Annotated in this window: 28 protein-coding genes; 8 read left to right on the forward strand and 20 right to left on the reverse strand. The window is 51.8% G+C overall.

Annotated elements, in window-relative coordinates; translation table 11 throughout:
* Positions 1-69: 69 nt before the first annotated feature.
* Positions 70-501, reverse strand: a complete 432-nt coding sequence (locus tag ABJU74_RS08190) for a DUF3576 domain-containing protein (protein WP_348384017.1) — start codon at positions 499-501, stop codon at positions 70-72.
* Between the two features lie 407 nt (positions 502-908).
* On the opposite strand from ABJU74_RS08190, the gene ABJU74_RS08195 reads away from it, so the two are divergent.
* Positions 909-1,661 carry a hypothetical protein gene (locus ABJU74_RS08195; protein ID WP_348383536.1) on the forward strand — a complete coding sequence of 251 codons (753 nt, stop codon included), beginning with the start codon at positions 909-911 and terminating at the stop codon, positions 1,659-1,661.
* A gap of 24 nt (positions 1,662-1,685) precedes the next feature.
* On the opposite strand, the gene ABJU74_RS08200 is transcribed toward ABJU74_RS08195, so the two are convergent.
* Positions 1,686-2,240: a thiamine phosphate synthase gene (locus tag ABJU74_RS08200; protein ID WP_348383535.1), complete on the reverse strand. Its 555-nt coding sequence runs from the start codon at positions 2,238-2,240 to the stop codon at positions 1,686-1,688.
* Between the two features lie 45 nt (positions 2,241-2,285).
* On the opposite strand from ABJU74_RS08200, the gene ABJU74_RS08205 reads away from it, so the two are divergent.
* Positions 2,286-2,957, forward strand: coding sequence for a YggS family pyridoxal phosphate-dependent enzyme (locus tag ABJU74_RS08205; protein WP_348383534.1), 672 nt, complete (start codon positions 2,286-2,288; stop codon positions 2,955-2,957).
* Here ABJU74_RS08205 and ABJU74_RS08210 read toward each other — a convergent pair.
* The 5 genes from ABJU74_RS08210 to pdeM form a co-directional block, all read right to left on the reverse strand.
* The gene (locus ABJU74_RS08210; protein WP_348383533.1) at positions 2,954-4,822 is read right to left on the reverse strand and encodes a sodium:proton antiporter; all 1,869 of its coding nucleotides are present in this window, start codon (positions 4,820-4,822) and stop codon (positions 2,954-2,956) included. The genes ABJU74_RS08205 and ABJU74_RS08210 overlap by 4 nt on opposite strands.
* A 64-nt stretch (positions 4,823-4,886) precedes the next feature.
* Positions 4,887-6,143, reverse strand: coding sequence for an adenosylmethionine--8-amino-7-oxononanoate transaminase (locus tag ABJU74_RS08215; RefSeq protein ID WP_348383532.1), 1,257 nt, complete (start codon positions 6,141-6,143; stop codon positions 4,887-4,889).
* Positions 6,140-6,772, reverse strand: a complete 633-nt coding sequence (bioD, locus tag ABJU74_RS08220; RefSeq protein WP_348383531.1) for a dethiobiotin synthase — start codon at positions 6,770-6,772, stop codon at positions 6,140-6,142. Before bioD ends, ABJU74_RS08215 begins: the two co-directional genes overlap by 4 nt.
* Entirely contained in the window at positions 6,769-7,911 is a 1,143-nt protein-coding gene (locus ABJU74_RS08225) for an 8-amino-7-oxononanoate synthase (RefSeq protein WP_348383530.1), read from the reverse strand. The genes bioD and ABJU74_RS08225 overlap by 4 nt, the downstream gene beginning before the upstream one ends.
* Positions 7,912-7,962: 51 nt before the next feature.
* Entirely contained in the window at positions 7,963-8,673 is a 711-nt protein-coding gene (pdeM, locus tag ABJU74_RS08230) for a ligase-associated DNA damage response endonuclease PdeM (RefSeq protein ID WP_348384016.1), read from the reverse strand.
* Between the two features lie 81 nt (positions 8,674-8,754).
* Here pdeM and ABJU74_RS08235 point away from each other — a divergent pair, with 81 nt between their 5' ends.
* Both ABJU74_RS08235 and ABJU74_RS08240 read left to right on the forward strand, forming a co-directional pair.
* Positions 8,755-9,693 carry a rhodanese-related sulfurtransferase gene (locus tag ABJU74_RS08235; RefSeq protein WP_348383529.1) on the forward strand — a complete coding sequence of 313 codons (939 nt, stop codon included), beginning with the start codon at positions 8,755-8,757 and terminating at the stop codon, positions 9,691-9,693.
* Positions 9,690-10,343 carry a glutathione S-transferase gene (locus ABJU74_RS08240; RefSeq protein ID WP_348383528.1) on the forward strand — a complete coding sequence of 218 codons (654 nt, stop codon included), beginning with the start codon at positions 9,690-9,692 and terminating at the stop codon, positions 10,341-10,343. The genes ABJU74_RS08235 and ABJU74_RS08240 overlap by 4 nt, the downstream gene beginning before the upstream one ends.
* A gap of 16 nt (positions 10,344-10,359) precedes the next feature.
* On the opposite strand, the gene ABJU74_RS08245 is transcribed toward ABJU74_RS08240, so the two are convergent.
* The 4 genes from ABJU74_RS08245 to ABJU74_RS08260 are packed head-to-tail and all read right to left on the reverse strand — an operon-like array spanning position 10,360 to position 15,815.
* Complete coding sequence (locus ABJU74_RS08245) at positions 10,360-11,334, reverse strand: aspartyl protease family protein (protein WP_348383527.1); 975 nt, start codon at positions 11,332-11,334, stop codon at positions 10,360-10,362.
* Positions 11,335-11,375: 41 nt separating this feature from the next.
* Complete coding sequence (locus ABJU74_RS08250; protein WP_348383526.1) at positions 11,376-12,359, reverse strand: aspartyl protease family protein; 984 nt, start codon at positions 12,357-12,359, stop codon at positions 11,376-11,378.
* Between the two features lie 46 nt (positions 12,360-12,405).
* Positions 12,406-14,853 (reverse strand): ligase-associated DNA damage response DEXH box helicase, encoded by a 2,448-nt coding sequence (locus ABJU74_RS08255; RefSeq protein WP_348383525.1) that lies wholly within the window; start codon positions 14,851-14,853, stop codon positions 12,406-12,408.
* Positions 14,854-14,867: 14 nt separating this feature from the next.
* A complete protein-coding gene (locus ABJU74_RS08260) occupies positions 14,868-15,815 on the reverse strand; it encodes an MBL fold metallo-hydrolase (protein WP_348383524.1) in 948 nt (315 codons plus the stop codon).
* Positions 15,816-15,975: 160 nt separating this feature from the next.
* Between ABJU74_RS08260 and ABJU74_RS08265 the strand changes: the two genes are divergently transcribed.
* Positions 15,976-17,091, forward strand: a complete 1,116-nt coding sequence (locus tag ABJU74_RS08265; protein ID WP_348383523.1) for an AI-2E family transporter — start codon at positions 15,976-15,978, stop codon at positions 17,089-17,091.
* On the opposite strand, the gene ABJU74_RS08270 is transcribed toward ABJU74_RS08265, so the two are convergent.
* The gene (locus ABJU74_RS08270; protein ID WP_348383522.1) at positions 17,060-17,467 is read right to left on the reverse strand and encodes a DUF1801 domain-containing protein; all 408 of its coding nucleotides are present in this window, start codon (positions 17,465-17,467) and stop codon (positions 17,060-17,062) included. The two genes, ABJU74_RS08265 and ABJU74_RS08270, sit on opposite strands and share 32 nt — an antisense overlap.
* Positions 17,468-17,597: 130 nt before the next feature.
* Here ABJU74_RS08270 and ABJU74_RS08275 point away from each other — a divergent pair, with 130 nt between their 5' ends.
* On the forward strand, positions 17,598-18,329 hold the full coding sequence (locus ABJU74_RS08275) for a DUF4386 domain-containing protein (protein ID WP_348422676.1): 732 nt from the start codon (positions 17,598-17,600) through the stop codon (positions 18,327-18,329).
* On the opposite strand, the gene ABJU74_RS08280 is transcribed toward ABJU74_RS08275, so the two are convergent.
* The 3 genes from ABJU74_RS08280 to ABJU74_RS08290 form a co-directional block, all read right to left on the reverse strand.
* Positions 18,326-19,723, reverse strand: a complete 1,398-nt coding sequence (locus ABJU74_RS08280) for a phosphomannomutase/phosphoglucomutase (RefSeq protein ID WP_348384015.1) — start codon at positions 19,721-19,723, stop codon at positions 18,326-18,328. The genes ABJU74_RS08275 and ABJU74_RS08280 overlap by 4 nt on opposite strands.
* Positions 19,724-19,847: 124 nt before the next feature.
* A complete protein-coding gene (locus tag ABJU74_RS08285; RefSeq protein ID WP_348422675.1) occupies positions 19,848-20,273 on the reverse strand; it encodes a J domain-containing protein in 426 nt (141 codons plus the stop codon).
* Positions 20,274-20,283: 10 nt separating this feature from the next.
* Positions 20,284-21,096, reverse strand: coding sequence for a division plane positioning ATPase MipZ (locus tag ABJU74_RS08290; protein WP_348383519.1), 813 nt, complete (start codon positions 21,094-21,096; stop codon positions 20,284-20,286).
* 273 nt (positions 21,097-21,369) lie between these two features.
* Here ABJU74_RS08290 and panC point away from each other — a divergent pair, with 273 nt between their 5' ends.
* Positions 21,370-22,209, forward strand: a complete 840-nt coding sequence (gene panC, locus ABJU74_RS08295) for a pantoate--beta-alanine ligase (protein ID WP_348383518.1) — start codon at positions 21,370-21,372, stop codon at positions 22,207-22,209.
* A 174-nt stretch (positions 22,210-22,383) separates the two neighbouring features.
* The gene (locus ABJU74_RS08300; protein WP_348384014.1) at positions 22,384-22,680 is read left to right on the forward strand and encodes an SEL1-like repeat protein; all 297 of its coding nucleotides are present in this window, start codon (positions 22,384-22,386) and stop codon (positions 22,678-22,680) included.
* 3 nt (positions 22,681-22,683) lie between these two features.
* Here the strand turns inward: ABJU74_RS08300 and ABJU74_RS08305 are convergent, their stop codons facing one another.
* From ABJU74_RS08305 to ABJU74_RS08325, 5 genes are read right to left on the reverse strand one after another with little or no spacing between them, the layout of a single operon-like run.
* Complete coding sequence (locus ABJU74_RS08305; protein ID WP_348383517.1) at positions 22,684-23,850, reverse strand: GNAT family N-acetyltransferase; 1,167 nt, start codon at positions 23,848-23,850, stop codon at positions 22,684-22,686.
* Positions 23,851-23,864: 14 nt separating this feature from the next.
* Entirely contained in the window at positions 23,865-24,644 is a 780-nt protein-coding gene (locus ABJU74_RS08310; RefSeq protein ID WP_348383516.1) for a glycerophosphodiester phosphodiesterase family protein, read from the reverse strand.
* Positions 24,616-25,083, reverse strand: coding sequence for a RidA family protein (locus ABJU74_RS08315; RefSeq protein ID WP_348383515.1), 468 nt, complete (start codon positions 25,081-25,083; stop codon positions 24,616-24,618). The genes ABJU74_RS08310 and ABJU74_RS08315 overlap by 29 nt, the downstream gene beginning before the upstream one ends.
* Positions 25,084-25,095: 12 nt before the next feature.
* Positions 25,096-25,770 (reverse strand): HAD family hydrolase, encoded by a 675-nt coding sequence (locus ABJU74_RS08320; protein ID WP_348383514.1) that lies wholly within the window; start codon positions 25,768-25,770, stop codon positions 25,096-25,098.
* A complete protein-coding gene (locus ABJU74_RS08325; protein ID WP_348383513.1) occupies positions 25,767-26,054 on the reverse strand; it encodes a DUF3572 domain-containing protein in 288 nt (95 codons plus the stop codon). The genes ABJU74_RS08320 and ABJU74_RS08325 overlap by 4 nt, the downstream gene beginning before the upstream one ends.
* Positions 26,055-26,070 lie beyond the last annotated feature (16 nt).

Raw genomic sequence — 26,070 nt, forward strand, 5'->3', positions numbered from 1 at the left:
TGATTTTGCCGGGGCTGATGCGGCCTGTTTTGAAATGCGTCGGTCAGCCCGCTCAATTGGTCAGGGCGCTCAATTGGTCAGGGCGCCGCGGCGAAGGTCCCGTGCCTTAGTCAGAATAATCTGTTCCAGTTTTTGCGTGGTCGCCGCTTTAACCGGTGCATCAACCCAGGTGCCGCCGTTACGCACTTGACGAGAGGCGGCCACACGCAGGGCATCGGCTCGTAAATCCTGGTCAAGAATCGAGATATTGAGTTTCATCCGCTCGGATGGATTTTGTGGATTCACATACCAATCAGTCAAGATCACGCCGCCATTGCTGTCGGTTTGCGTCAAAGGCATGAAAGACAGGCTGTCCAATGTCGCCCGCCACAAATAGCTGTTTACGCCAATGGTTGTAATTTGTGATGCCGCGAGATCCGCTTGCGGTTTGTCGCCGCTGGCACAAGCAGAAAGGCCAGTGACCATTGCCACGGCCGAGAGACCTATCACCAAAGGACGCATTTTTGCGGTGGTTAAAGAAATGCGGGACATGAATTTACTCCTCAAAGGCAGATAGAAATGGCTATTCGGAATTGCGCCAGCTGCCGGAAAATCTCGTTTCAACGCTCTCTATAATTGCTTTGCCGCAAGGGGCAAGCCAAAGCGCAATATTTTGCTCTTGCTTGGTCTTTCGTGAATAGCAGTTGAATAGCAGTCTTACGCGATCAAACCGGTTCACGGCGAGTCGCGCGATCATCTGTCGTTCAGCTTTTATCGGGTAGAGAAAAGCCAATATAAATGGAAACCGTAACCGATCTGCAACAGAAACAGTGCAGATCAAGAAAATCAGACAAAATCAGCAAGTTGACTCGTCTCTGGCCGAAAAATTTGATATAGCCACAGCATAACAAGGGAAAAATACCGTCGTCATGAAGAAAAATGGCAATCTTTTGGGTTGGTTAGCAGCGGGACTCGCTGCGTCCGGTCTTGCCATATCTCCAGCATTGGCACGGGTATTATCCGAACAGAGCAATGCCGTATCGTTGCGGGCGCTGAATACAATCGGTTCTTTTACAACTGCTGGGGCTGATCCAGAGCTGGCGGCGAGCTTCAAGCGCAGCACGCTGCGGAGCAAGACTCAATTTAAATTCACACCTGCGGGTGGCACGACAAGTGGTGATCGCGCACTTACCGTTGTGGTTCGCCAAGACGCCTCGACCAAAGCCATTTCTATTCGCGAGAATATTGTTGCTGCGGCGCCGGGCAATGCGGTTCTTACGCCAGCAAAAATCACGCAAACATCCTTTAGCCTAGGCACAGCCAAAGGCTTGAACAGCTTTGCTATCCCAGTGAAGAAACTGGGCGACAATCTTCCCGACCTTTCAGAAATCGGCATCGGACTGGATTCCGAGGATAAAGATTCGGACAAAGCCGGTAAGAAGAGCCGGTTTAACCCGCGCGTCTCTTTGGATGCAAAAACACCGCTTGGTGCCGCTCCGGGCGCTTTGAGAGCGAGCGAAAAAGATTATTCGCTTGATCTGGGCGGCAGCTATTCCGTGACTCGCAATCTTGATGTGACCGCCGGTGTTCGCTTGAAGAATGAACGCGATCGGATGGCACCGCTGACGGATTCGCGTCAGGATAGCCAGGCAGTTTATGTCGGAACCCAATTCCGTTTCTAATTGCGGCTTTTCACAATTAAATTTTTAGACCGTCAGGCCATCAATGGCGGCCCAGCCCTGCGCTCCGAGATCGGACATGTGGCCAAATTTCCTGTTGTCGACACCGCCCAACAAAAGGACCGGTTTTTGCGCCATTGCAATCAGCCGGCGCAATTGCGCACGATGCAATGGTTTCTCGCCCGGATGGGAGCGGGTTCCAAATGCGGGGGATAGAAACAGCAAATCTGCGCCTATCTGATGGGCTTGCCGTATTTCACGGGCATTATGGACAGGGGCGCTGTGCAGCAATCCTATGGTCTGCGACCTTTTCCATTGCCGGCCATGGACGCCATCTGCACCCCATTGGCGGGCGAGCGCGGCAGAATCGGCTAACAGCAATATATGATCCGCGCGCGCAGCCAGCGCTTTTATTGTTTGAAACCGTTGCCTTCTGGCGTTGCTGGGCAGATGATAATGGCGAAAAACAATACCGCACCCGCGCGGCAACGCAGCGATAGTCTGTTCCAACCGGTGATCATTGCGCGCATCTGTGAACAACCAGACAGACGGATAGAAATCGGAAAAGCAGGGCTGGTACATATGGATCACCTGCCATATAGGCGCGCAATAGCCAATTGAGAATTTATGAGTGATATGAGCGAAACCACCGAGCGACTGCGCGCTGTCGATGCGACAATTGCCAAAGCGGCCGAGCGCGCGAAACGGGTAGCGGCGGATGTCGAGCTGATCGCAATTTCCAAGACGCGAACAGCAGATGAAATTCGTCCGTTGCTCGATTCCGGTCATCGGTTATTCGGAGAAAACCGGGTTCAAGAAGCCGCGAGCAAATGGCCAGTGCTGCGGGCAAGCTATGACAAGCTGGCTGTCCATCTTGTCGGGCAGCTGCAATCCAATAAAGCCGAGGATGCGGTACAGCTTTTTGATGCCATCCACTCGCTTGACCGGATTTCATTGGTCAAGACTTTGGCTAAGGCGATGGACAAGCATGATCGCTATATTCCTTGCTATCTTCAGGTCAATATTGGCGAAGAGGAACAGAAAGGCGGTTGCACTATTGGCGATTTGCCAGCTCTTTTGGAATCGGCCCAGTCGGCGCATATTCCTGTTGTCGGACTGATGTGTGTCCCGCCTTCGCAGCGCGAGCCAGCACCCTATTTCGCTCTTTTGGCCAAATTGGCTAAAGATCATGGCTTGACGGGGCTGAGCATGGGTATGTCGGGAGATTTTGAAACCGCTATTCAGCTGGGCGCAACCCATGTTCGTGTGGGCACGGCCTTATTCGGACCGCGAGACTAGCTTTCGCTTTGCATATCGCCGTTTTTGTCCCCGGTTTTTTCCGCGCCTTTGGCCATTCGGCCGGCTTTGCGTTCTTCTGGTGAATCTGGCGCCACAAAACTGAGCACCACATCACCATTTTCAATGACCGGCTTGGCGTCCGTGGCAAAAAACAACAAACGGCGGTCTTCTTTCAACACCGCAAGCGGTTCTTCATTTTCTTCCAGGTTTTTGCGATATTCATCTGCTGAAAAAATTTCGGTAATATTGGTCTTGCTGAATCGCCAGCCATCCCGTTCCCGGTCCAACAAGCTGTTAAAATCGGCTCCGGATTCGAACAAAATGCGACCATGACCAATTTTGCTCTTGGCCTTGCCGCCGCGATCATTGGACAGGCGGCTAATCTGGTCAAAGCCCATTTCCGGGCCCAGATCTGCGGTGATCAATTGGTTCTGGCTATCATTATCCGTGGCCACAATCATATGTTGAAACTCGCCCAGCTCGATATGATCATTATGGGCTTCATCCAATATATCGCCCAAATGCACGTCCAACTCTTCGTGGCGCGCGCGGCGCAAGGCAAATTGACTGGTGTCGGCGATTAAGACTTTGATATTGAGGGATTTGAGGATTTTTCCCAAGGCGACCGACCATCGGGTAGCGCCGACGATCAAAATACCCTCGCCTTTTCCTTCGTTAATACCCAGCCGTTCTGCCACCCAAGCAGCCGAAAAGCCATGCGCAAAAATTGTCGCGATGACGACCGCGAAGCTCAACGGAACCAACGCCTCCGCTCCGGGCAGACCATAGTCGACAAGGCGAATGGCAAAAAGACCGGTAATTGCCACAGCGACAATACCGCGCGGGGCGATCCAGGCGATGAATAATCGCTCGCGCCAAGGCAAGGAACTGAACAGCAACGCCACCAACACAGAAATTGGCCGGACCACGAACAGCAGCAATATCAGGAAGATGACAAATTGCGGTCGGAATTGTTGAACCGTTTCCATATCCAGCGTGGCGGACAAAATTATGAACACGCCGGATATCAGCAAAACGGCGAGATCTTCTTTGAATCGGTGCAAGGCCTGGCTTGAATATATATGCCGATTGGCCAAAACCACGCCCATGACGGTCACGGTGATCAACCCGGTTTCGTGCATGATCAAATCGGCAACGACAAAACCGCCAATAACGGTGATCAGCAAAAAGGGCGCTTTGAGATATTCGGGAACATGGCCCCGCGGAAAGAGCCAGGTAATGGCATAGCCCAAAGCGGCGCCAATGAGACCGGCAAGAAAACTAGCTGCCAATACATCCATGCTGATCGCGGCGATATTCGCATTTGGCCCTTCATAGGTGATATAAGCATAAATGCCGACGGCCAAAAGCGCGCCAATCGGGTCATTTACAATGCCTTCCCATTTCAACACATTGCGGACTCGCGAAGGCACCCGCAATGTCCGTAACATCGGTCCAATCACTGTGGGTCCGGTAACGATCATGATTCCGCCAAGCAAGGCGGATATTTCCCAGGACAGTCCGGCTCCATAATGGGCCGCAGCCGTTCCCAATATCCACGCGATCGGACCGGATATGAAAATCATCATGAACACCGCCCCGCCAGCCTGACGCAGCTCGCGGAAATTGAGGCTCAATCCGCCTTCGAACAAAATCACCGCGACCGCCAATTTGATAATCGGCTCTTGCAGCGCGCCAAAATCGCGTTCGGGATCGATAATGCCCAGAACTGGGCCAGCGATAATCCCGACAATGAGCATTAAGGCAATGGCCGGCCGGCCGGTTCGCCAGGCGACCCATTGTGCGCCAATGCCGAGCAAACCGATCAGCGCAATTTTCACCATGAGCGAATCAACAATAATCATTTGTAATCTATGCCGTTTTTGGATTGATTATGCAAAATATCATACCGATCAAGCTTAACCGGTGCTAAGCAAATTCATCGATTGCGGCCTCCACCACTGTATAGATGCGGCTTAGCTGCGCATCGGTGATACAATAAGGGGGCATGATGTAAACCGTGTTTCCGAGCGGGCGCAGCAAGACATTTTCTTCGGCAAAAAACCGCAATAACTCAGGCCCGAGCGTGGACATATAATGGCCATGGCTATCGGCTATTTCAAAAACGAGTATCGTACCGCATTGGCGGACATTGGTTGTCGAGTCATAGCGTTGCAGCTGCTCTGCAAATTGCGCATGACGTTGAACAATATGATCAATCCGCTTTTGAACCGGCTGGTTTCGCCAAATTTCGAGATTTGCATTGGCGGCGGCGCAGGCAATAGGGTTGGCCGTGAAGCTGCTGGAATGGAAAAACATTTTTGACCGATCTGGAGAATAATGCGCGTCAAAAATTGGGGTTGTCGCGGCGGTCACTGCCAGGGGAACAACACCGCCTGTCAGGCCTTTGGCCATACACAAGATATCGGGTTCAATGCCGGCTTGTTCACACGCGAAAATAGTCCCGGTTCGCCCCCAACCTGTCATGACTTCATCGGCGATGAACAAGACGTCATGGGCGCTACAGATGTTGCGCATCTCGGCCAATATTGTCGGGGCATAGGTGAGCATTCCTCCTGCACCGAGGACCAACGGCTCAACAATGAATGCTGCGGGCCGATTATCGGGATCACGACAAGCAGCGGTCAAGGCATCCAGTGTTGCTTGAACGGCATCGGGTTTGGGAAAGGGGACAGCGCTCACATCAAATAATAGCGGCCCATAAGCCTGATTGAAAACACCGCGCGCGCCGACCGACATCGCTCCAATGGTATCGCCATGATAGCTGTGATCCATCACCAAGATATGGTGCCGCTGTTCACCGCGATTGTGCCAATAGCCCAGCGCCATTTTCAGCGCGACCTCAACTGCCGTTGAACCGCTGTCAGAAAAGAAAATATGATCGAGTGATTTTGGCAAAAATTCGGCAAGGCCATCAGCCAGAATTTGGGCTGGTTCATGGGTCCAGCCAGCAAAAATTATCTGGTCGAGCTGTGCGCTTTGTTGCTGTATCGCCGCGACAATTTGCGGATGGCAATGGCCATGGGTCTGAACCCACCAACTGGAAATGCCATCGATTATTTCCCGGCCATCCTGCGTGTATAAAATGGCGTCTTGCGCGCGCGTGATTTTGGGAATGGTCTGTCCCAGACCATGTTGCGTAAAAGGGTGCCAGATTTTTGTCATGCTGCTATGAAATCATCCCGTTTAAAATGGCGGCTAAAAGCTTTGGACAGATTGTCAGCGGTTAAATCGCTAAGCATCGGCAAGCGTCCAAGATTTTTCACGCGGCCGATACGGCAAATGGTATTTTGACTGTCGATCACTTCATCACCGATAAAGGCAATCCCCCATATGGGAACTTTCCGATGGTTGAGGGCTTCAATCGTCAAAAGGCTATGATTAATCGTTCCCAAACGCGTGGAAGCGACCAGAATGACGGGCTGGTTCCACTGGGCAAAAAGATCAGCGTAAAGCAGCTGGTCATTTAACGGGACCAAGGCGCCTCCTGCGCCTTCAATCACCAAAGGCCCTGGGACATCCGGAATCGACAATTGATCAGCAGACAAACAAACCCCCTCTTGTGCCGCAGCAAAATGTGGGGATGCGGGAATTTTTAGCCGATATTTTTCGGGCCATATTTTGGAGCCATGATGGGCGCCCAGTCGCGCTACGATTTCACTGTCGGTTTCTTCGTCCAACCCGGCTTGAACCGGCTTCCAATAATAAGCGTCCAAGGCCGCGGTCAGGGCGGCTGAAAAAATCGTTTTTCCTATATCCGTATCCGTTCCGGTTATCACAAATCGGGGATTCATATGGTCTGTTCTTCCTTTCGGATCATGGTCAATAATTGGGCCAATGCGGCTATCTCATCGCGGGACACGTTCAAGGTCAGTGAAATACGCAGTCTTGCTGTACCCGCGGGCACGGTTGGTGGCCGAATGGCCCGCACGTCAAAATCTTGGCTCTGCAGCCGTTCTGCCAATGTCACAGCCTTGCGATCATTGCCTATGAGGATCGGGAGGATCTGGCTTTTGGATTCCAGTCCATCGCGCAGTTCAGAAAATTGCTGCTCAGCAAAGGCAATATGCCCATGAAGCTGTCGCGGCAGGTCGGAATTTTCTGCGATATGTACAATGGCCTTGCGCACCAGATGCGCGGTCAGGGGGCTGGGCGCGGTAGAAAAGATAAAGGCCCGCGCCCGATTGATAAAGAAATCCCGCAAGACGGCGGCCATAGTGATTAAGCCGCCTTCCACGCCAAGCGCCTTGCCGCAGGTTCGCAAAATAATCATATTATCCCGTTGACCCAATTGCGCAGACAGGCCTTTGCCGTCCGCACCGAATATGCCCACGGCATGGGCTTCGTCGATGATCAATATGGCGTCATGGCGATCGGCCAAAGCCGCAAGTTCGGCCAGCGGTGCCTGATCACCGTCCATGCTGTACAGGCTTTCCACCGCGATCCAAATCGTGCCGGTCCCGCCATTTTGTCGATAGCTGGTGATTCGATTGGTGAGGCTTTCCAGATCGTTGTGTTCAAACGGTTGGCAGATGGCGCGGCCCAATTTCATGCCGTCATGAGTGCTGGCATGCACCCAGGCGTCATAAACAACCAGATCGTTTCTTTGCGGCAATGTTGAAAATAGGGCGAGATTGGCAGAATAGCCGCTGCTGAAAAACAGTGCCGCTTGCGCGCCATAATGTTCCGCCGCAAAAGTCTCGAGATGCTCATGCTCATCATGATTGCCTCCCAGGAGACGGGAACCACCAGATCCGTGCGGGATCCCGTTTTGAATTGCAGCATGGGAGATGGTCTTGAGATATTCGCTGCGCGCTAAACCGAGATAATCATTGGAAGAAAAATCGCGGCCACGGGGTCGCATGAGTTTGCGCTTGCGACCGGCTTGGTCGAGTATCGCCAATTGTTCATGAAAGGGTTCGAATCGCCGCATCGCGGCGCTGGTAGCAGCCCGTTATTGGCTTTGGCCAGACCGAAAATCCGCTCAAGATAAAGGCAATTCCGGTTGATCAATTTTCGGGCCATTTGCAGCGGCAAATCCGAGGTCGAAACGCAGCAGTTTTTTCTGTACGGCGATGAGCGCATCGGCCGGCCCAGCAACAGCCTGTTCAATCGCTGGATGATCTGCGGCCAAGCCGCCTGTGAGGGCACCGAATGCCGGCATGATTAAATGGTCTTGCGCCTTGACGAAGCACCGCCGCGAGACATGGCGGCCGTGGACCGACACGCGCAATTTGGGGTGAAAATGACCAGAAATTTCGGGCAAATCTGTATCGCGCGTGGCTTCGTGGCGCAATATAATACCCTGCCCTTGCCACTCTTCCATCACTTCTCCGCCCCATAAACCAGAAACGTCGCGGTCGTGATTGCCGCTAATCCAAATCCACTGGATATTTTGTGTCAGCTTGGCGAGCAAAGTTGCGGCTTCATTTTCAAGTCGCGCTTCTCCTTGATCATCATGATAATTATCGCCGAGGCAAAAAATTTTTCGGGCGCCGGTGTCGGTTATTAATTGGGCCAGATTGTCCAATGTGGCCCGGCTATCATAAGGCGGAAGCATTTGGCCCTGACGTGCGAAAAAACTCGCTTTTTCAAGATGTAAATCCGCTACCAACAAGGCCTGTTCGCGCGGCCAATAAAGTGCGGTTTTTCCGACAATTTGAAAAAGATGATGAGCGAACGAAAGGGGAACCATGGCCATGCTATGCGATGAACTTGTGGACCATGCAAGCGGGAAGGGTTGGAAATTCATACCCGAGCCGCCTATAGGCGCGGCATGACCGAAATAGCGCATCCGTTTAAAGTGGCCGCACTTTATCATTTCGCCGTCGTGGATGATCCGGCGGTGCTGAAACCGATACTCTTGCAAGCCTGTGAAGATCATGGGCTTAAAGGCACGATCCTATTGGCGGCTGAAGGGATTAACGGCACCATTGCTGGCACAGCAAAAGCAATAGATGCTCTTGTCGAATTCCTGCGGGATATGCCGCAATTTTCAGGTCTGGAAGTGAAATATTCAACCGCTGATCATATACCCTTTTTGCGTATGAAAGTCCGGCTGAAAAAGGAAATTGTCACCATGGGTGTGGAGGGCATTGATGCCGCTCGCGCCAAGGGTGATTATGTCGATCCGGCAGACTGGAACGCCATGGTGTCGGATCCTGACACCATCGTTATCGACACGCGCAATGCTTATGAGGTGGCCATTGGAAGCTTTGAAGGGGCGATTAATCCAGACACGGAAACATTTCGCGACTTTCCTGCTTGGTTTGATGATTTTGCCGAACAGCTCAAATCCAGCGCTGAACCCTCGCCCAAAATTGCGATGTTTTGTACTGGCGGTATTCGCTGCGAGAAAGCTACGGCTTATGTAAAGGCGCAGGGCTTTGACAATGTGCATCATCTTAAGGGCGGTATTTTGAAATATCTGGAACATGTCCCAGAGCAGAATAGCCGCTGGCAAGGCGACTGCTTTTTGTTCGATCAGCGTGTTGCGGTTGGCCATGGCTTGAAGCAGAGTGATTATGATCAATGTCACGCCTGCCGAATGCCGCTCAATCCAGCGGAACGGGAATCACCGCAATATATTCCCGGGGAAGCCTGTCCCCATTGTTATGACAGCCGCAGCGATGAACAGCGCGCGCGCTATCGCGAGCGCCAGCGGCAAGTGGAAAAGGCGGCAAAGGAAGGCCGTCAGCATTTGGGGACTCCATGACTAAGCGCCCGATACTTTATAGTTTTCGGCGATGCCCTTATGCGATGCGCGCGCGCATGGCCTTGCTGAGCAGTCAAACACCGGTGCGTTTGCGCGAGGTCGTTCTGCGAGATAAGCCAGCGGAAATGATCACTGCTTCTCCCAAAGCAACCGTTCCGGTTTTGGTGCCAGAAAACGGCCCGGTAATTGATGAAAGTCTCGCGATCATGCAATGGGCCTTGCAGCGCAATGATCCCGCGCAGTGGACGAAAAACGTGACGGCCGGAGCTGATTTAATTGCCGAAGCCGACAGTGATTTTAAGAATCATCTCGACCGGTATAAATATCCTACCCGCTACGAAAATGTTGATCCCCTGGCTCATCGTACTGCTGGCGCTGCCTTTCTGGACAAGCTCGACAAGCGATTGGCTGTGACGGCAAATTTACTGGATGACCGCCCGCGTCTGGTGGATTTTGCAATATTCCCCTTTTTGCGGCAATTCGCCAATGTTGATCGCCTCTGGTTTGATGCATTGCCCTTACCGGCCCTGCAAAATTGGCTCGCAGGTCATTTGGAGTCGGATGTATTTTTGACGGCCATGGTGAAGTTCCCGCAATGGAAAACGGGTGACGTCGAACCGATTTTTGCCGGCGATAATCTGTCCGTTTAAGGACCGGCGTCTTTCATTAAGACCGGATGCGGGTGCTCTTGGGCTGTTCAAAACGCCGCTGGGTATTTTTCGGGAGCAGGAAATGGATTTTGCGCTTCTTGAAATCGATTGCGACCGAATCAAATTTTCGCAACACATCCATGCCCAGCAGGAGGGCGGGTTTTTTGGCCATACCCAAGCGTTCAAATGGTGGCGCATCGGCAAAAGCCAGGGGAAGATTGTCAAATTGCGCCCGGCCGATCCGAAAATCACGCGCCCGGCCAAATTCAATACCTAATGTGTCACCCGTCACGGCGATCAAACTATTTTCCTGCCCGAGCTCCTTGCTCCGCCGGATCAGCCGCTTTTTCAAAACAAGATTGGCAATTGAAACCTGTGCGCCTGTATCGACAATCACATTGACTTTCACACCGGAAATTGTGGCTTCGGTGAAAATAAGCTGCCCAGATTTCCGGCGGGCGGTGACGATAATCTCGCGGCGGGATGAAATATTCCGCGGCTCTGCTGTATCTTCAATGGCGATTTGATTCTTAACGAAATCAAATAGGATCCGCTGATCTTGCAATCCATCGAGACCCAAAATCCCGTCTGCGCCGATATGCCGGGCCAATAAAACCGGCGCGATAAGACTATCATAGCTTTTTGAACCCAGGGTCAGTTCTGGCACATAGACCATATCGACAATAGAACGCCCGGCCATGCTCATCAATTCTGCCGGTTCCTCGGCATCCAAGGCCAATCTGTTGGCAATTTTGCGAGACAATACTGTGCGTTCCGCACCGGTATCGATGACAAAGGAAAACGGACCGCGGCCTTCAATGCTGACCGGCACGGTCATTCGCTGAGCGCGATCGGATTCAATTGCGACAATTTCTCCATCCGCCTTTTTCGCACCTTCCGGTTCAATCGATTGGCCCATGGGAAGCGGAAAGGCGATTGCCAGCGACGGCGCCAGAAGAGCAGATATGATGTTCATGGAAAAGAGGGACATCTTGTTCTCCGTTTTTTGGCCTTGTCAGTCTTCAGATTCGCTTATGATGCGCCTTTGGGCAGCAGAAAATAGATTTTGCGATTAGCGAAATCGATCGCCATCCGGTCAAATTTCCGCAGGGCGTCCATGCCGAGAAACAAGGCCGGCTTATTGCCCAGATTCAAGGCTTCAAAAGGTGCAATATCGGCAAAAGCAATCGGGATGACCCCAAAGCGGGCTCGTCCGATATGCAATTCGCTGGCCACGCCATAATCCGCGGCAATAGAGCGGCCGGTAACATCGATGAGATTGATTTTTTGGAGAGCGGACGCCTTCATCCGCAAGCGTCGCTGCAAAGCTTTATTGCCGATCGACAATTCTCCGCCCGTATCGATAATGACGCTGACCTTAATACCGGAAATTTCGGCATTGGTGAAAATCAACTGACCTGATCGCCGTCGTGCGGTGACCACGATTTCCCGGCGGGAGCGGGCTTTGCGCTTTTTCGCCGTGTCTTCGACTGAAATGCTGCTGTCTATAAAATCAAATAGGATCCGTTGTCCTTGCAAGCTGTCGAGGCCCAGCACGCCATCGGCTCCGATGTTATTGGACCGAAAAGTGGGCGCTATAATGCCGCCATAGCTGCGTTGGCCAAGTTGCAGTTCAGGGACATAGACGGTTTGCACGACCGTGGTGCCAGCCAAGGCAATAATATTGACTTCTTCTTCCAGTTCCAATGTCAGTTGGCCGGCAATTTCCTTCGATAATATGGTGCGCTGCGCGGCCGTGTCGATAATGAAATCAAATGGCCCACTGCCTTCAATATTGACCGGCACGGTCATCCGCGCTTTCCGATCTTCGGCAATAGCAATTTGTTCGGCATCCGGCTGAATAAACTGATCGGGCAGGCGATCCGCCAAAATGGCTTCCGGTTCAATTATTTCCGGAACCGCAGCCGTCGATTCCGTTAAGGGAGCCGTCGGCTGGGCAGCTTGGGCTGCACCAAGCAATGCGAGAGCGGCGCTGATAGGGGAAATAATAGTCATCAGACCCAGATACCCGAATTTTCCGGCGCCGACAAATATCTAAAACTTATGACGCGGGTTCATCCCCTCGCATGGCTTCTTCGATCAGGCTTTCTGCTTCGATCAAAAGCGCGTCATCGGTTGCGCCCTGGGCGACATGTTCACGGCCGATCATCACCAATATGGGCACGGCCAATGGGCTGACGCGATCCAGCGTGACATGCACCATTGAACCGGCGGCGCGGTCTAACAAGTCGCCGAGACGGGCAATATCGGTCATCCGCGCCCGGGCGTCGGACCAAGCCGCCTGCATCAACAGATGATCCGGTTCATATTTGCGCAAAACATCAAAGATGAGATCGGTTGAAAATGTGACCTGCTTTCCGGTCTTGCGTTTTCCGGGATGTTGCCGGTCGACCAACCCGCTAATCACAGCGACTTCGCGAAAGGCCCGTTTGAGCAAATAGGATCCTTCAATCCAGTCGAAAAATTCATCTTCCAATATGTCGGCGCTAAACAAGCTATGGGGATCGGTAATCGGTTCAATCCCCCAACAGGCCAAGGCATAGTCATTGGCGACAAATCCAATCGGCTTCAATCCGCGGCTCTCCATGCGCCGGGTGAGCAGCATGCCAAGGGATTGATGCGCGTTCCAGCCTTCAAAGCTATAGACGGCCATATAGTGCAGCCCTTGATGGGGAAAAGTCTCGACCAGCAATTCGCCGGGCTCCGGCAAGCGCGAACGATGGTCCTGCATTTCCAACCATTCGCGGACATCATCGGGAAAGCGCGCCCATCCGGCGCGATCGGTTAAAAAGCCGCGGACCCGATCGGACAAATGGCTGGTGAGAGGCAAGCGCAATCCCATATAGCTGGGGATCATCGCCGCTTTTTTGGTCGCTCGGACGATGACGTCAGCCGTGTCTAATTTGACCAATTCAAGGCTCATTCCGGCAAAGAAAAACGTATCACCCGGACTCAACATGGCCGCGAAATTTTCTTCGACCTTGCCAAGATTGCGGCCATTTTTAAACCGAACGGTCATCATCGCGGCATCCACGATAATCCCGGCATTTAGCCGATGTTGAACAGCAAAGCGCGGATGGACCAAATGCCAGACACCGTTGGCATCGCGTCGTAATCGTTTGAATTTGTCATAGGCGTTGAGCGCGTAGCCACCATTGCGGGTGAAACCCAAAACACGATCAAACATGGCTTTATCCAACCCGCTATAGGGCAAGGATGATCGCAATTCATCGAGCAGCTCGTCTTCTTGAAAAGGGGCTGCACATGCGCATGTCATCACATGTTGCGCCAGCACATCCAGGCCACCCGGTCGAAATGGTTCGCCATCGCGCTGGCCTTCATGAACGGCATCGAGCGCCGCTTGCGCTTCCAAATATTCAAAGCGATTGCCAGGGACCAATAGTGCTTTGGAGGACACATCAAGCCGGTGATTGGCGCGGCCGATACGCTGCAGCAATCGGGAACTGCCTTTGGGCGCGCCCATTTGTATAACACAGTCTATATCGCCCCAATCCACGCCAAGATCGAGAGACGCGGTGCATACCAAAGCTCGCATCTTGCCGTTTGCCATGGCATTTTCAATCTTGCGTCGGGCTTCTTTGGAAAGACTTCCATGGTGGACGCCAATGGGCAAAACATCGTCATTAATATCCCATAATTTCTGGAAGATAAATTCAACCAGAAACCGTGTGTTGGTAAAAATCAAAGTCATTTTATTGGCTTTAATTTGGTCCATAACTTGCCCGATGGCATAGACGCCGGCATGACCCGCCCAGGGTATGCGCACTTTATGGCCTTCCGGTGTCTCCGGTATCATAATCGCAACATCGGCTGCCGCGCCTTCGTCACCAACAATATGCGCGACCGTATCAATGTCGCCATATGGGGCCAGCCATGCGCGATATTCATCGGGGTCGGCAACGGTTGCGGACAAAGCGACCCGGCGCATATCGGGGGCCAGTTTTTGTAATCTTGCCATGGACAAAGAGAGGAGGTCGCCGCGTTTACCCGATGCAAATGCATGAACCTCATCAATAATCACCTGTTTTAAATTGGCGAACAAAGCGAAACTATCTTCTTGGCTCAGCAATAAATTGAGTGATTCCGGAGTGGTGAGCAAAATTTGCGGCGGTTTAACCCTTTGCCGCGCCTTGCGATTGGCGGGTGTGTCCCCGCTGCGCGTTTCGACGGTGATGGCCAGCTTCATTTCGGCAATCGGCGTGAGCAAATTGCGTTGAACATCGACGGCCAATGCTTTGAGCGGCGAAATATAAAGCGTATGCAAGCCATCAAAATTGGGTGTGTCGATCAGGCTGCTGAGCGTTGGCAGAAACCCAGCCAGTGTTTTTCCTGCACCGGTGGGTGCGGTGAGCAGCGCATGTTGCCCTGCTTCTGCTGCGGCCAGCATTTCTGATTGGTGTTGCCGTACGGACCAGCCGCGGGCTGCGAACCAGTGGTCTAAAGGCGAAGGCAGTTCGGGCTGATTCACCGCTTTCCTTTAGGCTATTTTTTCAGTTCCGCCATTAATCCAAATAATTGGGTCACATCTGGCGGTGTTCGGTCATCGGAATATTCTCGGTAAAGAGTTGAAATATTGACGGCAATGCGTTCGCTGTCGCCCCAGGCCGAAAAATCGCCAAGCCGGATATCATGCGCGGCGTCGCGGACAGACAGACCGGCATCATATCGTTTGCGGGCCTCCGCATCGATATAATGCAAATAGTCCTGTACGCGTTTTACTCCGGCAATATCCGTGATCGGACCATGGCCAGGAACAATCGTATCCGGTTTTAAGTCGATGATATGATCACAGGCGGCTATCCAATTCGCGACTGGCCCTGCCCACATGATTGGCGTGCCTTCGATAAATAAAATATCGCCGGTAAATACAGTTTTGTCGTCGGGAATATGGACCAAAATATCACCGGCTGTATGGGCCGGCCCAACCTCTATCAAATCGACCTGCTTGTCTCCTACGGAAACACGATATTCCCCGCTAAATGTTTTGGTGGGGTGTTTCTCGGCGACATCGGTAAAGTCAAAGCTGCCAAAAATATCGACCAGATATTGGCCCGTTGGCCCCATATTTTTGGCCTCTGCCATAATCGCCGCGAGCGCGGGTGCAGGCAATTCATCCATTTCCTTGGCGCTGGCATCGGAAGCAATGACTTCTGCATGACGGCATAATCCATTGCCATGACAATGATCACCATTGGCGTGGGTGTTCACAATTGTCCCAATATCATCTGCTCCAACCCCAGCCGCATCAGCCATGGTCGCTAGCATGTCCCGCGTCAGACTGGCATCAAACAAGGTATCGACCAATAAGGATTGGTCGCCATCGGTAATCAATCCTGCATTGGACCATCCCCAACCGCCATCGGGCTGCAGATAGGCAAATATGCCATTGCCGGTTTCATAAAGGCCCTTCTGGAAAGGAATATGGGTCATAAGCGCTCGCAATGATTATGGTCGGACATAGTCTGGCAGCTTTCGTCCATTTTAGAAAGGGGGGAGCCGGTTGGCGGCGATTGCCGCTTGTTGCGGCAGTCTGTTTGTTGCAGGTTGATTGTATCACCGGCAAATTTGTTTTACTTATGCTATTGAAAATATGATGGAATCAGAACGCTCCCAATTTGGAATAGAACGGCTTTTTGTTGTGGCCTTGCTGGTGATTATCTCACTGGCCTTTGCGCTGCTGGTCGAGCCTTTTTTTGGGGCAATTGTCTGGGCGGTGGTCGTGGCGGTCTTGTTTCAGCCGGTCTATCGCAAAATATCCGGCTGGCTGTTCCCGCGGGTTAATCTCGCTGCCTTTCTCACCGTCATATTGGTGATATTACTGGTCATTGTTCCGGCGATATTATTGGGCATGGCTTTGATGCAAGAAGCAACCAGCGCCTATGCTAGTATCCAGGCCGGTGAATTTGATTTTGGCGGTGCGTTTTTGGCCTTTCAAAATAGCTTGCCTGTTTGGGCCAAAAATCAATTGGCGGCCCTTGGCTATGGTGATCTGGAAACCGTGCGGCCGCAAATAGAAGAGGCGGTTGGCAGCAGCCTGGAATTTTTAATCGCCCAGGCTTTCAATGTTGGTCAGGGTGCCTTTCGGTTCATGCTGGCACTGGGCGTGATGCTGTATCTCACCTTTTTCTTGTTGCGCGATGGACGGATGCTGGCTGGCCAGATCGAACATGTCGTCCCTTTGTCCGAGAGCAAAAGTCGGATTTTGATCGACAAATTTTTCATTGTCATTCTGGCAACCATCAAAGGCAGTTTCGTGGTGGCGTTGCTCCAAGGGACATTGGGCGGCTTTATTTTCTGGATGCTGGATATTCGTGGCGCTCTGTTATGGGCAGTCTCAATGGCAATATTTTCGCTTATTCCTGCTATTGGCACCGGCTTTATCTGGGTTCCGGTTGCGGTATATCTCATCGTGACGGGATCCATCTGGCAAGGGGTGGTGCTTATATTGGCCGGCATATTCCTGATCAGCATGATTGATAATCTTGTCCGACCGATCTTAGTCGGCCGGGATACGCGCATGCCCGATTATGTTGTTTTAATATCGACTTTGGGCGGATTGCAGCTTTTTGGATTTAACGGGATTGTGATCGGGCCTTTGCTGGCGGCTTTGTTCATTGCTGTTTGGCGGATATTCGCCGAAATGAACAAGGCAGAGCGTGAACGGCAGGCGCAGATTAGTCCCGCAGGTGATAAGTCAGCGCCATAGCGATACAATGTTCAACGGCCGCTGTCGGGACCTGTTTATATGTATCAAAGACTATGGCCCGCGATCCTTCAAAGGTCAGAATATCACCATAAAGCTCTTTATAGCGGGTAACCAGATCGGTCTGGCAATGCACATAAAGCGCATATTGATCGTCCGATTTCTTGTACCGGTTGATGCGCAGTGTTGTTCCGGCCTTGGTGGTTGATGGAAGAAAAGCCGGCTCCCCCCATTTCAAGGTTTCTTCCAAAGGCCCAATGGCCGGATTGGCTTGTGCGGTGGTCAATATCATGGCTCGTAAGGCGGTTAGCCGCTCGGCCAGCGGCCCGGGGAGGGACGCAAAAACCGCTAGGGTTTGTGGCGGGATCGGCGCTGTCATGAAAGTCCTCTTAAATCTTGCGCACCCCGCTTACCGCAAAACCGGCAATTTGACCAATAGGCGCGCTGGCCGGCGGCCGGTTTGACATGTGTGTATTATATGAATAATACAGCATATTGTAAAAGCAGCAATGCTTAAAAAGTGGGGACGGTCGATGGAAAAACGCGAAGCGCAAAAAATGCAATGGTGGGCGCGCAGCGCCGGTTTGGCTTTGTTGGCGACGATCATCTTGGGCATGCTAAACGCGTTTTTCGTCGCGGATGGTATTGATATAAATTTATCCGCTAATGTGGTGGCGACAGCGGAAAATATGATGGAAGCGGGAGACCGCTTGCGCGCTAAGGCGTATATTTCCGCTGCGCTGTTCGCCATTGGCTTGCTGGTGCCATTGGGCTTTTTCCTATTGCTTCGCGAAACGGGACTGCTCGTCGCCGCGTGGAGTTTGGCAATAAGTTTGAGCGCGGCACTATTGTCACTATTGGGCGCCGTCTTTGCTCTAAATGCTGCGGAAATAGCAACCGACCCAGCCTATCAACAATTGGCCAATCCCGCTCAACGTTTGCTGATGAGCGGATTGCAGGCCACGGCAGATTATACATCTTTCCATCTTAGCCTGATCTTGTCATCAACCGGCATGGCGGGGTTTTTCGCCTTATTCTACCGGTCCCGCTTGATGCCGAAAATCATCGCTGGCTGGGGCTTATTTGCGTCCTTGTTCGTCGCTATTACAATTGTCGCCCGCGATTTTATCGCTATTTTGGGACATCCATCGATCACCGCAGCCTTCATGCTGTCCAATCTCGTGGCTTTGCTGGCGACCGGTATTTATCTGTCCGTTAAAGGGGCCGCGCAAGATAACTAATGCCCAACCGTTTCGCCCCGTTCCAAGCCTGATAAAGCCAGTTGCTCATCAATTTGCGCCATCAGACGGTCTAGGCCCGCTTCTGATTTGGCTTCCGCGCGTGCGACGAGAACATCCTGGGTGTTCGAAGCGCGTAACAGCCACCAGCCATCTTGGGTATTCACGCGCGCGCCATCGGTATTGTTGACGTCCGCTCCGCTCGCCGCGAGCCTTTCCAAAATCTCGTCAATCACAGCAAATTTTCGGATTTCGTCAACCTGAAATCGCATTTCCGGCGTGTTGATCATCTCAACCATATCACTGCGCAACTGGGTAATGGACTTACCGATATTGGTGGCCGCCTGAATGAGCCGAATGGCGGCATAAGGCGCATCATCAAAACCATAATAATCATGTTTGAAAAACACATGACCACTCATCTCTCCCGCCAAAGGAGAAGAGACTTCCTTCATTTTTGATTTAATTAGACTATGGCCGGTTTTCCACATGAGTGGTTGGCCGCCCAAAGCGGCGATCCGATCATAGAGCGCCTGTGAAGCTTTCACATCGGCAATAATTGTTGCACCCGGCTCAGACTGCAACACATCCTCAGCATAGATTTGCAAAAGCTGATCGCCCCAGATTACGCGGCCCTCGCCATCAATGGCGCCAATACGGTCGCCATCACCGTCAAAGGCCACACCGAAATCCAGACCCTTTTCGGCAACTATTGCTTTCAAATCGGCGAGATTTTTTTCCTCTGTGGGATCGGGATGATGGTTCGGAAAATTGCCGTCCACCTCAGTGTAAAGCAGATGATGTTCCCCCGACAGATTAGCGGTCAGTTTCTCAATCACCGGGCCGGCGGCACCATTGCCCGCATCCCAGGCAATTTTCATCGCCTTGCCGGTGAAATTTTTGGTCAAACGGGCTACATATTCATCGAGAATGTCAATCCGTTCGATCGTTCCAACTGTTTCGCCTTCGGCTTTCTCCCAGTCGCCATCAGCAGCCATTTTACCCAATTGCTGGATATCTTCTCCAAAAAAAGGACGGCCCTGAAAGACCATTTTAAATCCGTTATAATTGGCTGGATTGTGACTGCCGGTAATTTCAATACCGCCTTGCACTTGATCCAGCACGCATTCGGCATAGTAAAGCATAGGGGTTGGCCCCATACCGATGGAAATCGCGTTTATACCCGCGTCGTTCAATCCTTCAATCAATGCGTCTTCAAGCATGGGTGAACTGGTGCGGCCATCATATCCAGTGGCAACAGCGCGGCCCCCTGCCCGAGCGATGAGCGTACCAAAGCCGCGGCCAATGGCATAGGCATCATCATTGCTGAGTGTTTCACCGACAATTCCGCGAATATCATATTCACGCAGGCTGGTCGGATGAAATTCATGGGATATGCGAGCAGTCATAGGAGATTTTCCTTGTCCATGGGGGTCTGCAAAATTTTATGGCGCTAACCATAGAAGTTTGAGGATTAAAATCTAGTATTCTATTGCGATCCTAACGGTTCAAATGGGTCGTTTATCGCGGGCTATTGGCGGTTATATTTTCAAGCAATATATCGCGCGCGCGGTTAATTTGCCGCGCCAGATCCTCATCGCCACCGCGATCTGGGTGATGCTCGGTCAAACTGGCTCGCCAGGCTTTGTTTATCGCGGCATGATCGGCGTCGGCAGTGACACCGAGCAATGCGCGGGCGCGATCCAATTCAAAATCACCGGCCTTTCGGACGATATTGGCTTGCTTGGGTTTCCGTCCAAAAATTTTGGTGCCGCTCCAGAACATGGCTCCGGCGATCAACCCGCCGCCCATGAACCAATTGCCACCGCGGCATAGATTGACCCCAACCAAGGCAACGGCAACCGCCAACCAATCATTGGCGTCCATATTTTTGGCTCGACCGGACAGGAATAAGGCGGCAATAACGGCACTGCTGAAGATCAGCATAAATGTCATCTCAGGCGACCAACACTGGTTTACCGAATAGGGGACGATTCCCTTTGGGTTGGGGCAGAGAAAGATGCTTGATCAATTCGCGCAATTCCTGACGAGCAGCAATATGACTGGTTGCAAGGCGTCCCAGATGATCTTTGTCGAGCATGGTTAGACCGGTCGGAAAAAGTTCACGATAAATAACCCGTTCACTCAAGCCAGGAATGACCCGAAAGCCAACCCGTTGCGACAATTCGGTCAAAGCGGAAATAACCCTTTGCATATTATGCGCTTCGACATGTTGTGTGCGGTTGCGCAGCACAACCCAGTCAATCGTTGTCCCGTCCGCTTTGGCTCTCGCTTTCCGGGCTTCCCATATGAGTTCGGCATAAAAGCTAAGCTTGCGAACCTTATAGGTTTCTGGGTCGACTTGACCGATCAAATCAAAGTCAACGAAACTGTCATTAATCGGCGTGACGAGTGTATTGGCTCGGGTTGCAACAAAACGGGCAAATTTATCATCTCGCCCCGGCGTATCGAACAACAGATAGTCGACGCCATGCCCCATGCGTTCAACCAATTGTTCCAGTCTGGCAAGATTGTCATGTTCAAAAACTTCAAAATAGGGCTGCGGCACATCAATTTGCAACCGATCCATGGTCGCTTTGCGATTTTCAAGATACCGGTAGAGTGTGCGTTGGCGTGGGTCGAGATCAATGGCGGCGACTTTATGACCTTGATAAGCCAGCGCGACGGCAACATGCACAGCTGTTGTGCTTTTGCCAGTACCGCCTTTCTCATTGGCAAAGACTATATGATGCGCTTTGCTATCGGTCACCTATTGCCTTACCCCTTGTCCATTCTTGGCCGCGACGATAACGCGACTCTCATAACAAATTCTTGTCAGGGAAATTTTGGATGTTCGCATGCCCCTTGCCGAGTGCTAAACCAAACAGCAGTTGAATAAAAGCATCAGCGACAAAAAGTTACGAATGCATGGGATGCAGCCAATCTGACATTGCTATTTTTGAATCAGCCTTTCTATATGGCGATCATTCGGCCAATGGTTTGAGTATAAGCGTTTGGCTATTAAAAATGTGGTTGGAATGATATGCAAATCGTAGAGCAGCTTGCACCGCTGCGAGAAACTTTGGAAGACATTCGCGAACGCAAGCCAAGGCTGGGCCTTGTCCCAACCATGGGGGCTTTGCATGCAGGCCATATGCATCTGGTCGAGACGGCGCTCGAGCAATGTGACGCTGTGGTCGTATCTATTTTTGTAAACCCTACCCAATTTGGCGAAGGCGAAGATCTGGATTCTTATCCGCGTCAGGAAGCGCAAGATCGGGCGTTGCTCAATGCGGCGGGTGTGGACCTGTTGTGGTCTCCCCCCGTTGCGGCGGTTTATCCTGATGGCTTCGCTACCAATATTAGTGTCGGCGGTGTCAGTACCGGCTTGTGTGGCGGCGCACGACCGGGTCATTTTGACGGCGTGGCTACCGTTGTTGCGAAGCTGTTCAATCAAATTCGGCCGGATGCCGCTTTTTTCGGTGAAAAAGACTATCAGCAACTGGCGGTTATTCGGCGCATGGCCCGCGATCTTGATTTCACGCATGATATTGTCGGCGTCCCAACGGTGCGAGATAAGGATGGCTTGGCTTTGTCTTCCCGCAATGCTTTTTTGACAGCCGAACAGCGGGTTCAAGCGGCAGCTCTGCCGACAATCATGCAAGATGTTGCCGAGGCCATTAAAATTGGCGGTGATGTTGCGACTATATTGCGCGACGCCAAGGCAAATTTACGCGCTTCCGGTTTTCATAATGTCGATTATCTGGAGTTGAGAGACGCCGAAACACTTGAAATTATGACTATTTTTGACAAATCCGCCCGATTATTGGCCGCAGCCCATATTGGCAGTACTCGATTGATTGATAATATCGCTGTGTCTTAGGCCCTGCGCGGGATGCATTAACCTTGCAAAATTGTGTAAAATGTAGGTTTTTTGACGTTTTTGATGCCCTACCGGCAATTTTCTGCCGGTCTTGTTAACCAATCTTTTAAGAAATTGCTGTGAAAGTCCCCTCGTCGCCAAATGTGGCGCGATAGGAACAGGGACTTGAAGACTATGGGCAACAGCATGAAAAGCGCAGCCTTTCTAATAGAAAGCCGGCTCGCAGAAGCCGCGCAGGGTAGCAGTAATGCTTATTTTGATCTCGGTGTCATCTATTCAACCGGCTCAGAAGGTGTGGATGTTGATCTGATCGAAGCGCATAAATGGTTTAACCTGGCATCTTTGTTAGGCCATGATGAAAGCAAAGTGTGCCGCGCTGAAATTTCACTGGAGATGACCGCTCGTGAAATTGCAGAAGCACAACGTGAAGCCCGCAGTTGGCTCCAAGAAACATCACGCCGCGCCGCTTAAGCGTTAGTTGGATTTCTTAAACGGCCCCATTTCGGCCAGAAATTCAATATCAGCTGCGACGGCGCGCCGTTCGCGATCGAGATAATCAGCAATAGCTGATCGAAATCCTGGATCGACAATATAATGGGCAGACCAGGTGGCGACTGGTTGATAACCCCGCGCCAGCTTATGGCTGCCTTGCGCCCCCGCTTCGACATATTTCAGGCCGCGCGCAATCGCCGCATCGATGGCCTGATAATAGCAAATTTCAAAATGCAGAAACGGGATATCTCGGCTGCATCCCCAATATCGACCGTAAAGGGTCTCGGCGCCAATCACGTTGAGTGCACCGGCAATGGGAATGCCGTCTTGCAGCGCGAGAATCAGTAATAGTTTTTCACCCATTTTGTCATGCAACAAGTCGAAAGCGGCTCGCGTCAGATAAGGTGTTCCCCATTTTCGAGCCCCGGTATCTTGATAAAATTCCCAAAAATAGTCCCAATATTCGGCGCTAATTTGAGCGCCCAACACGTGGATAATCTCCACGGCTTCCTGCGCTTTGCGCCGTTCTTTCTTAATCGCTTTGCGCTTGCGCGAGGATAATGCCGCGAGAAAGTCATCAAATTGTGCATAGTTTTGATTCTGCCAATGAAACTGGCTGTCGCTGCGGATCAACCATCCCGCTTCTCGGAACAGATCCAGCTGATTTTCAGCAACAAATGTAGCATGGACAGATGATATGCCATTATTGGCAGCGAGCTGTTCTGCGGCCCGCAACAAAGGAATGGCCAAATCATCATCCTGCAATAATAGCCGCGGACCGGGTACCGGAGAAAACGGCGCAGCAATTTGGATCTTGGGATAATATTGCCCCCCTGCATTTTCAAAAGCATGGGCCCATTGCTGATCGAAAATATATTCCCCTTGGCTGTGAGACTTTAAATAGCTGGGCAAACAGCCGGCAATTTTTCCAGTTTCATCTTCAATGATGATGGGAAGCGATTTCCATCCAGTGCCTGGTCCGACACTGCCTGATTCTTCCATTGCGGATAAAAACTCATGGGATATGAACGGATTAATTGCGCCACCGCACTGGTTCCATTGATCTCCAGGCAGGCCTGCAATATCATCCGCGACCCGCGCGATGATGCCGGTTGGACCGTCGGTTGGAGGAGAAGGGGAATCAGCCATGCTGGTGAACGGTATCAGGTTCGCGGCATCTCATAAACCGGTTCATCGGCAAAGCGGCCAGCAATTTTCTCTTGTTCTGCCGTGCGCACCGTCCAGGTTACCACTGGCAAGCCTCGTTTGTGGTTGGAGGCTGCAAAAGACGAAGGAAGATCACGAATGTCATAAGCAAGAAAATCGGGTTTGGCTGCCCACAGGCATTGATGGCGTGTGATACGGCCTTTGAGGTTTTTTTGTCCTTCTTCGGTCACCACCAATCCACGGACAATATGAGGCGCATTTTTGCGAAACCAAGCCGAAACCAGGGGATTGAAAGACATGATCGCAGCTTTTCCCGTATAGCCTTCCAATGCCCGGCGAACCGACAGACAAAGCGGACCGACACGGCTATTGTCTGATTTAATTTCGATCAAAATCGGGACCCGCCCGGCTATTTGAGTTAATATAGCCCGCAATCGCGGGATTTTTCCATGACCGGCATTCAAGTCAATTTGATCGATATCCTCTGCGCGCAAATTTGCAATTTTCCCGGATCTGTCGGTTAATCTATCCAGTTCGAAATCATGAAATACAAAAGCCGTGCCGTCTTCAGCTGCCTGGACATCGCATTCTATGCCATGGCCCAATTTGATAGCGGCGTCGAAAGCGGCCGGGCTATTTTCTAGCGGGCCGCCATCTTTCTGGGTTCCATGGAGGCCGCGATGGGCATAGGGTTGGCCTTTAAGAAAGGCGACCCGTGCGGTGTCTGGGGCCGGAGCGATCAGCGCGTCAAGCTGGCTTGAGAGCGACAATCGCATCCACCTCGACTGCAACACCCAAGGGCAATGATGCCACGCCGACCGCAGAACGGGCATGTTTTCCGGCGGCACCGAAAATGACTTCGATCATATCTGAACAGCCATTGGCGACTTTCGGGTGATCGTTATAGTCGGCTGTGCTGTTGACGAAGACACCCAGTTTCACAATTCGGTCCACTTGGTCCAATGATCCGGTCGCCAATTTAATCTGTGCCGCGATCATCAAGGCACACGCCTTGGCGGCTTCTTGTCCCTCTTCGAGCGTCATATTTTCGCCCAGTCTGCCGCGGATCAGTTTACCATCGCTCATCGAGACCTGGCCGCTAATATGCAGCATGCCATTTGCCTCTACGGCTGGAACATAAGATGCGACGGGCGCAGCGGCTTGAGGCAGGATTATGTCCTTTGCGTTCAAGGCCTTTTCAATATTATGTGTCATAAGCAGAACCAATCATGTCTTGGCAAACTGGTCAAGGTCTTCTGACGGCAAATCCCGCATAGGCGCCGCTTCCCCTTTTGCAAATTTGTCTTGGATCCAATCTATGGCCTGTGGCCATTGGTCAATCCGTTCATGTGCTGCCGGATTGGTTTGAATATGTTTCGCCAAAATTGGTTCTCCCACCATATGGAGGCGCCAGACATCGGGGGCATGTTTGGCCACGCTGCTATGTTGATGTCCGAGATCATCGACAAAGACGGCCACGCTGGGATTATATTCCGCAACAATATTGGCCAGAGGCTCTCCTTTTCCGCCTTGGTTGCAATAGACTGGAAAATCTATTCCAACCGCACGCAATTGTGCCGCCCGGGCGTCGCGCCGATCATCGAGCAAGTTGGTGAGAATGACGACATTAGCAGCTTCGGATATCTTATTAATCGCTTCAACAGCGCCATTAATCGCGCCTTGTCGGTGCATTTCGCCGTTGAAAAACTCTTTCAACATCGGCCAAACATCTTCCCGTGCAACTAAGCTTCCGTCATGTTTGTGGCGCAGGGCGTCGACAAAATCTCCAGATTCCAAATCAAAATGAATATGCTTTTCAGCGTCAAGCCACTCGCGAAAGGGCACAACCATGTGGAGGAGCACTTCGTCGCAATCACTTATTAAAAGCGGCTTTTGGTTCATCCATTCTCTCCAGGTTGATTTAAATATTGAGCGGCGGCTGCCAGTTTTTCAGGCGCAGTTTCGATGGCATCGGCGCAAGCGATTAAATCTGGTTCATGATTGGCAAGGAAACCTAATAAGGATGCTAGCAGGGCTGGGTCTTCTAAGCCTGAGCGCAGCGTTCTGGGATCCAATCCGGTTAATGCCAATAATCTTTGCGCGCGATCTTCATCTTGCAACACCCACCCCAAGGCCCGAAGGGCCAAGATTTCAGATTCCGCTGCGAGATTGCTATTTGTTTCCATTTCGGCTTTCGCCTAA

It is taken from the genome of Parasphingorhabdus sp., from assembly GCF_039982415.1.
Taxonomy (GTDB): domain Bacteria; phylum Pseudomonadota; class Alphaproteobacteria; order Sphingomonadales; family Sphingomonadaceae; genus Parasphingorhabdus.